The sequence below is a fragment of the Nocardia tenerifensis NBRC 101015 genome (assembly GCF_000308715.1).
Taxonomy (GTDB): Bacteria; Actinomycetota; Actinomycetes; order Mycobacteriales; family Mycobacteriaceae; genus Nocardia; species Nocardia tenerifensis.
This window is the reverse complement of the sequence record NZ_BAGH01000547.1, coordinates 1-10,500: the sequence shown is the minus strand read 5'-3', so window position 1 is coordinate 10,500 and position 10,500 is coordinate 1. Positions and strand designations below refer to the sequence as shown.

At 69.7% G+C, this 10,500-nt stretch carries 10 protein-coding genes; 4 read left to right on the top strand and 6 right to left on the bottom strand.

Features of this window, described 5'->3' with window-relative positions; translation table 11 throughout:
* Nucleotides 1–28: 28 nt before the first annotated feature.
* Nucleotides 29–574, bottom strand: a complete 546-nt coding sequence (locus tag ON39_RS36035; RefSeq protein ID WP_051187534.1) for a hypothetical protein — start codon at nt 572–574, stop codon at nt 29–31.
* A gap of 517 nt (nt 575–1,091) precedes the next feature.
* Between ON39_RS36035 and ON39_RS36030 the strand changes: the two genes are divergently transcribed.
* Genes ON39_RS36030 through ON39_RS36020 form a run of 3 tightly spaced genes read left to right on the top strand, consistent with a single transcriptional unit; the run spans nt 1,092 to nt 4,803 of the window.
* Entirely contained in the window at nt 1,092–1,511 is a 420-nt protein-coding gene (locus tag ON39_RS36030) for a hypothetical protein (RefSeq protein ID WP_040740857.1), read from the top strand.
* Nucleotides 1,508–3,139 carry a relaxase/mobilization nuclease domain-containing protein gene (locus ON39_RS36025; protein WP_040740855.1) on the top strand — a complete coding sequence of 544 codons (1,632 nt, stop codon included), beginning with the start codon at nt 1,508–1,510 and terminating at the stop codon, nt 3,137–3,139. Before ON39_RS36030 ends, ON39_RS36025 begins: the two co-directional genes overlap by 4 nt.
* Complete coding sequence (locus tag ON39_RS36020; protein WP_083894892.1) at nt 3,136–4,803, top strand: hypothetical protein; 1,668 nt, start codon at nt 3,136–3,138, stop codon at nt 4,801–4,803. The genes ON39_RS36025 and ON39_RS36020 overlap by 4 nt, the downstream gene beginning before the upstream one ends.
* A 141-nt stretch (nt 4,804–4,944) precedes the next feature.
* Here ON39_RS36020 and ON39_RS36015 read toward each other — a convergent pair whose 3' ends face one another.
* Entirely contained in the window at nt 4,945–5,130 is a 186-nt protein-coding gene (locus tag ON39_RS36015; protein ID WP_040740852.1) for a YegP family protein, read from the bottom strand.
* Nucleotides 5,131–5,724: 594 nt separating this feature from the next.
* Between ON39_RS36015 and ON39_RS49220 the strand changes: the two genes are divergently transcribed.
* The gene (locus ON39_RS49220; protein ID WP_146251421.1) at nt 5,725–5,931 is read left to right on the top strand and encodes a hypothetical protein; all 207 of its coding nucleotides are present in this window, start codon (nt 5,725–5,727) and stop codon (nt 5,929–5,931) included.
* 539 nt (nt 5,932–6,470) lie between these two features.
* Here ON39_RS49220 and ON39_RS36010 read toward each other — a convergent pair.
* The 4 genes from ON39_RS36010 to ON39_RS51580 all read right to left on the bottom strand — a co-directional run bounded on the left by ON39_RS36010 (nt 6,471) and on the right by ON39_RS51580 (nt 10,354).
* Nucleotides 6,471–6,746 carry a hypothetical protein gene (locus ON39_RS36010; RefSeq protein WP_040740850.1) on the bottom strand — a complete coding sequence of 92 codons (276 nt, stop codon included), beginning with the start codon at nt 6,744–6,746 and terminating at the stop codon, nt 6,471–6,473.
* Nucleotides 6,747–6,797: 51 nt separating this feature from the next.
* Nucleotides 6,798–7,709: a hypothetical protein gene (locus tag ON39_RS36005; RefSeq protein WP_040740849.1), complete on the bottom strand. Its 912-nt coding sequence runs from the start codon at nt 7,707–7,709 to the stop codon at nt 6,798–6,800.
* A gap of 31 nt (nt 7,710–7,740) precedes the next feature.
* The gene (locus ON39_RS36000; protein ID WP_083894894.1) at nt 7,741–8,145 is read right to left on the bottom strand and encodes a DUF8176 domain-containing protein; all 405 of its coding nucleotides are present in this window, start codon (nt 8,143–8,145) and stop codon (nt 7,741–7,743) included.
* A 322-nt stretch (nt 8,146–8,467) separates the two neighbouring features.
* On the bottom strand, nt 8,468–10,354 hold the full coding sequence (locus tag ON39_RS51580; RefSeq protein WP_051187532.1) for a glutaredoxin domain-containing protein: 1,887 nt from the start codon (nt 10,352–10,354) through the stop codon (nt 8,468–8,470).
* Nucleotides 10,355–10,500 lie beyond the last annotated feature (146 nt).

Here is a 10,500-nt window from a genome sequence, read left to right as displayed (position 1 = left end):
GGAAGCGCATGCGCGATCGGCGGCACGGTCAGCTCCGGGCCCGCGCTGGCGAGGACGCGCCCGCGCCCGGAGCCGCCGCCGCGACCCGGACCGGATCGGCCGAGGCGGACGGGCCGCCGGAACCGGTAGGAGCCGGATCGGGCTGTGCCACCGCTGGCGGTGGCACAGCGGGAGTACTCGGCGACGCGGTCCCGGCCTCGGAGGTCTCCGCCGGCGGGGGAGTCAGCGGCGCTTCGGCGGCAGCGGTGGAGGTGCGCGAGGGACGCGGGAGAGGCTTGCCCTTCGCCCGTCTCTTCGCCACCGCGCGGATCGCGGCGACGGGCTTGACACCGATCCGCTCCAGCGCGCTCGGCTCGGCTCCGGCGCTCGTGGCGGCCTCGTAGGCGGCGACCACCGCATCCTCGGCCTCCTCCTCGGCGGCGATCAGCCGCGCGGTCTCGGCCTCGCGAGTGGCGGCCGCCCGCTTCCACTCCCCGGCCTTCACCGCGAGTTCGGCGATGTGCGCCTCCAGGTCGTCATCGATGACCGCACGCCGGTAGGCCGACAGGGCATCGGCCGCCATCTTCTTCGCCATGAGGGGTACCTCTCCTCGCTCAGCGCTCCCGAATGGAGCGATTGGAACTAGTGTATCTAATGTATCTACCGCTGGAAGGTGGTCGACCATGAAGACGGAGAGCCGGGGGAGCGGCGTGCCCGGCCCTCCCTCCGCCCGCCGGTCTTGTCGGCGGACGGGAGCGGGCTGGAACCGGCGAGAGCGGACCGGCCCGGCGGCTACCGCGCCCCCGGCGGCCGCGTCGCGCGCCGCACCCGCACAGCGGACGACAGTGTTTCCGCGTGGAACTCACCGCCTGCCGCAGGGTGGCTGACCAGGCTTTTCCGGTGAGCAAGATATCCCAAAACCCCGGGGTTTTGGGTTGCGCCCGGGGGCGGGCGCGGGCCACACTCGAAGTGATTCGAGTGTTTCTAAAGCCTCCAGAAGATCTGGAGGTGCCGATGTATCCAGACCTGCGGTCCGGCTTCATCGGTGGTCCGGCAGGCGGCTGCCGGACCTGGGCGCGCCCCAGTGCGCGCGGTAGGCGAAAGGACGCGAAGTGCCCTCGAAGAGCAGGCAGGGCCATCGGCCCCACTCGGTGGAGAAGCGCACGCGCCGTCATGAGGCGTTGTTCGCGCCCACGGAGTGGGCGCTGGTGACCGCCGCGGCGGCCACCGTCGGACTGAGGCCCGGTGCTTTCATCGCCAAAGCTGCTGTCGGCGCTGCCAAGGCATTCGCGGCACAACGCAATGGCGCCGCGGTCCGCACCAGCACTCAGGTGGAGATCCTGCTTGCCGAGGTGCGCGAGCTGCGCCGGCTACTGGGCAACGTGGCGGGCAACCTCAACGATGTCGCCCGCCACGCGAACTCCACCGGCGAACTCGGCCACAACGCGGACGCGGTCCTGTCCTACACCCGCAAGATCAACGGCCGGATCGACTCGTGGGTGGTCGAGCAGCTTCGGAACGGTGCGCTGTGATCGGCAAGGCGATCCGGGGATGGGACGGCCAACGCCTGGTCCGGTATCTGTTCTCCAAGGGCAAATACAACGAGCACACCAACCCCACCGTGATCGCGGCGTGGCAGTCCGATCCCGGCGCGCTGCAACCGGTATGGATCGGACCCGGCGACTGCGATTTCGCCCCCGGCGAGATCGGCAAGCTCGCCGAGCACGTCACCGCACTCTCGGATGCGATCGGACTACCGACCGAGCAACCCGAGCCCGGCCAGCCCGGCTATACCAAGCACGGCTACATCTGGCATCTGCCGGTGGCCATCGGCGTCGAGGACGGCGAACTCGATCATCAGACGTGGCGGCGTATCGCCGAGGACATGCTGCACGAGACCGGCATCGCCAAGTCCGGGGACGCCGGGGCGTGCCGGTGGATCGCGGTGCACCACGGCAAATCCCTCGACGGCAACGATCACATCCATATCGCGGCGGTGCTCGTGCGCGCCGACACCGGCAAGCGGTTCTACCCCGACAACGATTGGAAGGCCGTGCGCCGGGTGGCCCGGCGCTGGGAGCAAGCCCTCGGGCTGCGGCTGACCGCCATCAACGATCCGCTGGCGGTACCCACCCCGACACGCGGCGAGCGCGAGAAGGCCGAGCGCCGCCGCGCCGCCGGCGACGAGGGCATGCTGCGCGCGACGCCCGGCGCCGCGGCCCGCATCCAGTTGCGCCAGCTGATCACCGAGAGCGCCGCCGTCGCGACCAGCAGCGAGGAATTCGTTGCCCGCCTGCGTGACGCGGGCATGCTCATCGACTTCAAATACGACACCGCCGGCCAGATCAAGGGCTGGGCCGTCGCCGCCCCCGGCGACGTCTCGGCCAAGACCGGCGCACCGATCTTCTTCGCGCCGAGCCGACACCTGGGCGCGGACATGTCCTGGCCACGGGTCACCGCCCGCTGGTCGACGGCCCCGTCCGGTCGCTCCGGCGCCGCGCGTGCGGCGGCCGCCGCCGAGACCGCCCGCGAGCCGCACACGGTCCTGGCCGACAGCGCCGCACGGGTCCGATCGGTCACCACCTCCCTGCGCGACCGACGCTCCGATGTCGCGGTCGTGGCTCGCGAACTCCAGGACGTCATCAGCAGCTGGGCCGCCGTCGCCGACGGCGCCGCCCGGCAGGGCCCGCTCTCGCGGGCGGGGTGGGCCTACGACCGCGCGGCCCGTCTCCCGCGCGGGCTGACCGCCGTTCCCGCCGGGAAGCTCGCCGCCGAACTGCGCGAGGTCTCGCGCGAACTCGCCGCGCTGCGCATGCTCTCGGGCCGCGGTCTGCAGCGCGACCCGAGCTTGCAGCTGGCGCTCGCCGTCGCCGAACTGCTGCTCGAGATCGCGGCATGGCACCAGCAGAACCAGCGCATCACCGCCGCCCGTAGCGCCCGCGAGGCCGCCGGCCTCGTGCACGCCCACGGCCACGCCGCCGGCGCCGTACCGGGCCGACTCCCTTCGCGGCCCGCCCCGGCGGGCACCGGGCACACACCCACTCCCACCCCGTCCCACGGTCCGGCCGCGCTGCCGGGCGAGGGCCGCCGCGAACTGCCCGTGGCACGCGGCGGCCGTGCATTGCCGTCCGGCCCCACAAGAAAGGAACACCGACGATGAACCAGCCGGTCATAGAAACACCCGTGATGAGCATTCCCCGCGAGGACACCATGCGCATGGCCCTGGCCGCACGCACGCTGTCCGGGATACTGCGTCAACTGCGGGAGCGACGCGGCCGCTCGGCCTGGCACGACGCCGAGAACGCCGCCCGCAAGGCCGCGGTCGCCGACCGTCACGAGGTCACCGCGTTCACCCGCGCCGACGCCGAGGAATGGAACGCCGCCGACAGAGACGGTCGCATCCGTGCCGAGCGCCACCCCGACACCGGTATGACCATCCGGATGGCGCCGCTTTCGGATGGTCGATTCGGTGTCCAAGCCGGCTGGGAGGACAACCACGCCGAAGCGGTCTTCGGCTCCGAAGACCTCGCCCACCGCGTCGCCGAGTGGCTGCGCGACAACGCCTCGGCCGACGCCGTCGAGGATCTGCGGCGCAACGCCGAAGACCTGTACAGCGACGCGCGGCAGCGCCGCCGGCAGCGCCGCGACCAACGCCACGAAGCCCGCGTCGCGGCGGCCAAACAGTGGCTGAAGGAAACCGACCCCGACCGCTTCGACGCCTGGGAAAAGGCCGCGGCCCAAGCCGATCCGGGGGACCGCCCCAGCGAAACGGATCTGATCGGAGAGTGGAGCACAGCCACCGGTGGGCGGACAGAGACGCAGTTCGAGCAGGCGCGCGAGTGGGTCGAGGCGAACCGGCCCGAGTGGTACGCCAACTGGGACCTGATGTACCTCAACGCCGACTCGTCCGACGCGCGCCGGAACGACGAGAACCATTTGATCCGCTACTGGCACGCGGAACGAAACGCCGAACAAGCCGAGCAGAACCGATCGAACGCCGGCTCGGAAGAACAGCGGCCACCCACGCCATTGGCCGACCGCCTGCGCGGGTGGGTACCCGACCGGATTCTCGACGATCCGCGCTGGCATGTGGCCGAGGACCAGTTCGCTGTGCTCACCGCGCAGGGAGCCGACACGCAGTTGCTGATCGAGACGGTCGCGGCCATCGACTTCGACAACGGCATCCGCGCGCCCAGCGGCTTCGCCGCCTGGGCCATGAAGGAGGCCGCGAAGAAAGGCGCGGCCGCTCGCGCACACAAACGCAGCGAGGAAGACGCACGCCGCTCGGTCGCCGAGGAATGGCTCCTCACCGCCGACCCGGACTCGCCCTTCGATCGGGCCCGCGCCGCACAGCTCGTCGGCGAGATCGACGACGACTTCGACGCCCAACTGGCCCGTAAATACCCGGGCATCCTCGACGGCGACGCCGACCAGGCACGCGCGCAGACAGCACAGCACCAGAGCAACGGCGACGATGCCGACGCCCAGGCCCGCAACACCAGCGCTCGCTCGTCCGCTGTGGACGAGGACGCCGTGTTCGTCGTCGACGCCGACGGTGTCATCAACGTCTCGTTCACCGAGGCACCCGAACCGCCGACCGAGCAGGAAGCGGCGGAATCGGCCGCCCACAGCGCCGACGCCGCCCGCGAGCACGAGGCGGCCGACGACGAACAGCACGACACGCGGCGTGCGGCGTCGGCGGCGGCCCAAGCTCCGCTGACTCCGCCCAGGCAGGCCAAGGCCAACACCAAGACCCGGCGGCGGACACCGCCGCCGGCCAAGCCTGCGGCGACCCACACCCGCAATCGGGGACGGGCACACTGATCCGGGCGGGCATCGGACGAGCGCGCGAGAAACCTCCCGCTCGTCCGATGCAGCTGTGGTGAGTGCAGGCGTCGCCCCCTCGCGACCCGTTGCCGGGCGCAGGACTTTCTCGAACCTGGGGCGGCGATCGGGCCACCCTAATCAGGTGGTCTGGTCCTCTACCGCGGCGCCCGCGGCGTGTGCCTTGACCGAGGTGATGCCTTTCTCGGCGGCGGCCTTGGTGGTGTAGCCCTGGCTTGCGGCGATGATCTCGCCGTTGGGCGCTTTGAGGTGGAAGTAGATTTTGCTGTCGTTCTTGTCCTCGAAGATCTCGAACTTGGCAGCCATCAGCGATTACCTCTCCATCGAGGGGAACTCCGCACGCCTTGCGTGTTCGACGGTAGCCCCCAGCGACAGCGCTTACGGTCTAACCCTGCTAGCCAGGCGCGGCGAAGTCATCGCACACTTTCGCGACTTCATTCCCGACGCGTGACGGAGCGCAAATCTCTCCTCGCGTCGTGCACGGGACTGCGGCGGGGGACGGCCGGGTGAGCGGACGCGTGTCGAAATGGATCGGGCGAGCCAGTCCTTCGACGCCTTGGACGGCAAATCGGTAACGTCTACCAGTGTGATTCATGTCACCTAAGCGGTTCCCGCGTAGAGCTTGGATTGCGTGATTTGTCCCGTGCGACTTACCCCCAACTGCGTAGTCAATGTGCCCGGCTGCGCCGCCAGCGGCACACAGTTTGACGATTCGTCGTTGTGGCGCCAATTAGACTCTTAGCCAGTCGGTCAGGTGTTGGTCGGAGCGATTCGATTTGGCCGACTTCTTGTGTCGCACTCGCGTGTGAGTGCGGCGGATGGGGCTCCTCCGCCGAGTGCGGGGTGGTCCCCTCCGTCGCACCCACGCGACGGGTTCGAACACAAAGAGAGGAGGGCCGAGTGGAAGCTCTGCCCGAGTCGAACACACCACCGCCGCCACGACGTCGGAACTACGTGCGGCAGGGTCTGACCCTGCTGGACTGGGTTCGGACGGTGGTGAACGTCTACATGCTGCTGCACGGAAGTGAGACCGCCAGCTCAGCAACCAAGGCGGTCACCGAACTGGCGGCACAGACGCTAGCCGCGATCTGGGGGCTGGGAACCTGACGATCGCGCCTCTAGCAGGTGGAACAGCCCCCGGATGGTTCATCGAGCCGTCCGGGGGTCACATTCGCGATTGTCACCATGTGACGTTCGCGAACGTTCCTGAAGTCTACCTACACCACCAGCGAGCACAGAACTCCGCAAATACAGAAGCCCCTACGAGTTGTGAATACAGGCCGCGAATACGACGCGGAAATAGAAGTCGAGCACGAAACATGAGCAGGACTGAGCTGAGCTAGCTAGCTTTGTGTACTGCTGGAGGTACTGTCGCAGCCGCCTGGTCAAGAGCGGAATGATCGCGTGACTGCCGCACTGCCGCCGCGGTCATCGACGCGCTGAACACAACGGCCGGGGCTGCCGGGGTTCCCGCCTGGCTCCACCATCGCAGCGCTCCACCGGACGACATCGGCGACGTCGCCGCCGTGCGGAGACCCTGCTGCCAACCCGGTTAGGACTGGACGTGCGCATGAAGATGCCCACCAGATTTCTCCGGTGGGCATCTTCACGGCGTCACCTCCAGAAGGGGAGGGCGCCGCGGGAGATCACAGGACCGCGCGGAATTCGATGGTCACCACGACGCTGACCAGATACTCGATCGGTGCGGCGAGTAGCGGCACGATCGTGTGGTCTATGCCGACGACGGTGGGTCCATAGGTGTTGCCGTTCTGCAGGGTCTCTTCGGCCGCGGCGGTGCGGGCGCGTTCCTGGCATTCCCCGACGAGGGCTTCGACGGCGTCGGAGATCTTCATGGGAGTGGAGACGGTGCGGGTGGCCGCGTAGGCGATCACATCGTCGTGCAGAGTGGTGGGGCTGGTCATGATCTCAGTGTCCTTATCTCTTGGGGGAGTGGGGATCTCGGGTTAGGGGCTTCAGTTGCTGCGCCCGGCGCGGGGCGCAGTTGGCGCTTGGGTTGCGGACGCCGGGAGTGCGGGCTGGGTCGTCGGCGATGTGGTGCGTGCACCGGGCGGGGCGGTGAGCGGACCGGCGGCCGCGGTACGCACCGCATCGCGGTCGAGGCCGCCGGGTGGGACTTGGCCCCGCCGCGCCCGCGCTTCCCCGGTGTGCCGATCCTCGTGAGCGAGGTCGCTGAGCTCGCCGAGCGTGCGGTTGCGGGGCAGCGGTGCTGTGCCGGTCAGGAACTCGGCGACGGCGCCGTGCACCGGGAGGCGTTCGGTGCGGGCGAGTCCGCGTTCGATGTCGGTGCGCAGTTCGACGACGAGGCGGGTCAGGAATCGGTCCAGGGTGGAGAAGTCGTAGCGTTTGTGCAGTGCCGATTCCCATTCCGCCAGCTCTGGCGTGTCGGGTCTACCGCGTGAGTGCCAGCCTTGGGCCCAGCTGCGGGCGAAGTCATCGCCGCGGTGCGGCAGCAGAGCGCGGGCCCGCACATAGTTGGCGTCCAGCTCCGCGATCGGCGGCAAGCCCGCGAGCGCGCCCTGCTGGCCGAGCCGATAGAAGTCGATGTCGTCGTCGATGGGTAGTTCGCTTGCGACGTACCAGCCGGGTCGGCTGAGCAGATCGGAGTGTCGTTCGCGTCCGACCGGGTCTTGGAGTAGGTAGCCGCCGGCCGAGTTGCTCGGTTCGAGCAGTTCTTCGGTCGCGGTGTTGCCGGTGTGTTCTCGTACCGTGTAGACCGGGTCGTTCAGGATGACGGGGGTGGTGCGGAAGTCGAGGTAGTGCACGAGGGTGCCGGTCGGGAGGGTACCGGCGCCGACGACCGGGGTCTCGTGGACGATGATGCGCGGTTCGGGATACTCGTCGCGCTCCCCTATCGGAACGGTCATGATGTTGGGCCTTCCTGCTCGTGAGCGACGCTCAGCCGTCGGCGTTGCTGATGGTGTCGATGAAGGTGCGGCCGTCGCGGTCGACGGTGGTGACGTTCTGCCGGTAGGTGCGCGTCTCGCCGGAGGGCCTGCGCTCGAAGATCTCCACCAGGTAGTGGGTGGGCTGGTGTTCGGTGATCGTCAGGCAGTAGGCGGTGGCCGCGGGGACGGTGTCGATGCCCTGCTGGATCGTCTCCGCCGCGGGCAGCGGGGCTTCCGGCAGCGCCAGGGCCCGGACCTGCTCACCCGAGCGTGCGCCGTAGTACGCGCGCTGGAAGGCAAAGATCACCGGTACCGCGCCGGCGCTGCCGCCCGGCCCGTCTCCGCGAGACACCTTGCCCTCCACGGTGTTCGGGCATGGCCCGCCCGCCAGAAAATGCTGCGCCGTCGTGGTCACCACCGGTGCGGCAGCGCTCGGCGGGGGAGCTGAGGCAGGCGGTGTCGTGCCTCGGCTGCTGAGTCCCAGGGCGAGCACGCCCAGGGCGAGCGCGCCCACGGCTGCCGCGATTCCCAGTACCAGGGGCCGGGGGCGACGTGCGGCGGGCTCAGCGGCGGGGGCGCTTTCCTCTGCCGGGGCATCGGCCCCGGATGGTTCGGGAGCGGGGCCAGGTCGGTGTTCGGGGATGGCTAGTGGTGAGAGCACCGGAGTCCAGCGTCCGGAGGCCGGGACCGGCCGATCGGTGTTGGTGTTGGTGTTGGTGTTCAACGGACTCGCCTCCTCAGCGTCCGCGTCCGGGTGCGCGGGTCGGGACAGGGGTGGTCGTGGCTGGCCCGGCCGGGGTCAGCGGCGCCCGGGGCGCGGTTACCGGTGCGCCGGTGGTCGGGGTCAACGGTGCGCTGGCCGCGCGCAGCGCGGCCTGCTGCTCGCCGCGGCGGGCCTGTTGCAGTTCGGCGAAGGTCGGCCGTGCGTCGGTGCCGCGGGTCGCCGCGGCCGTGGAGGCCTGGCTGCGCGATGCCGGGGGGAACGGTCGCGGTGTGGCGGCGTGGCGCACGTAGTCCAGGGCTGCCTGCACCACCGCCCCGGTCTTGCGGGGGTCACCGTTGGGCAGCGAAACCCATTGCGCCGAGCCCACTTCCGGGATCTCGCCGCGCCGCATCGCGGCGCGCAGGTACGGGCCCGCCCACTGCTGGACGGCCTGCACGCTTAGGCGATCCGCCGCGGCGGGCTCGCGAAACCCCGGCTGCCCAGCAGCCGCCTCCTGTTCTGCCACCACATCGGCGCGCAGCACGCCCGGCAGCGTCTTGAGCCTGTCGGGACGGAATCCGGAGAAGCGGATCTCGCCGGCTTCGACCACGGGCGCGCCCTGAAATCCCATGTCCACCAGACGCTGTCGCGCCGCGGGGTTCTCGGTGACATCGACGACCTGATAAACGAACCCGAGGTTGTCGAGGGCACGCTTGGTGGCCTCACACTGCGGGCACGGGGTTTTGGTGTAGACGGTGATCTCGACGCCCTCACGCGGCGCCGCTACGGACTGTGACATGGTCGTCGTCTCCGACTTCTGTTGGGGGGAAACTGCTTTCGCGGATGTGCTCTCCGGGGCGGGTGCGGCTTCGCCGATGTCAGGAGCCCACTGCCAGCGCCAGCCGGTCTGGGAATCGAACGAGCGCCGGAACACCCCGGCCATGGCCTTCTCGGCTTGGGCGAGGGTTTCCTCGGAGGTGGGGAAGCCCTGTTCGAGCTGGGCATCGGTGACCGGCACGAGTTCGTCGATGTCGTGACCGAGGTCGAAATGGTCGCTGAGATCCTTGCCGGTAGCCGCCTCGACGACGACCACCTCCCGTACACGGCCCCGCAGCAGTGCCTTGACCTCGGCGGCATGGTGGTAGCCGGGCTCGTCGCGGTCGGCTACGAGCACCACCCGCGCCGCGCCGGTGAGCTGGCGGGCGTGCTCGCGCCGGAACGAGCCCGCTCCCATCGCGTTGCAGGTGGCGACCAGCCCGGCCGCGCGTGCCCGGTCGGCGTCCTTCTCGCCCTCGACGAGATAGATCTCCTCACCGTCGGCGACGGCTTGCCGCACCTCGGGAAGGTGATAGAGCACCGGCTCGAAACCGCCTTTGTGCCAGCGCCCTCCGGCGTCCATCTTGCGCTGGAAGAACATCTTGTCGGTGCCGTGCTCGTGGGGGACCTGAATCCGCACGACCTCTCCGAGCGGATGGCCCCGCTCGTCGGTGTAGCGGTAGATCGCGGCCTGATAGCGCGGCCCGACGACCTTGCCCAGGCGCTGTTTCTTCGACGGTTTCGCCGGATCACGGACCGGGCGCTGCTCCTTCATGGACTCCGCCCGCGGCGGCCGCGGACGGGCGGGGGTGCCGGGCTCGCGGACCCACTGCCTGTCCCAGATCGCGTTGTCGGGCAATCCGACCGCCGCCAGCACCGCGGTGTCGGGGCAGCCGGTGAAACAGCGCACCACCGTCTTGGCCTTGTCGGGGTTGTGGACCAGCCCCAGGCTCGGGTCGTCGTCGTCGTGGGCGGGGCAGTGATACATCGTCCACTGCCCGCGTTTGGACGCAGGCCCGGTGGGGCGGTCGTGTTCGAATGCCCAGTCGTCGAGGGCCCGCGTGATGCGGGCGAACGACGGCGCGTGGGCGGGTTTATCAGTCACGGAGCACCACCTCCACGGGTGCTGATGTATCTGATGAATCGAATGTATCTAAAAAAGGGCCTGGGTTGCCGCGCTCAGCCGAGCGGGCAGGGTCAGCGGCGCTTGGCCCCGCCGAGCAGGCCGGCCACGGTCATCCCCGCGGCGGC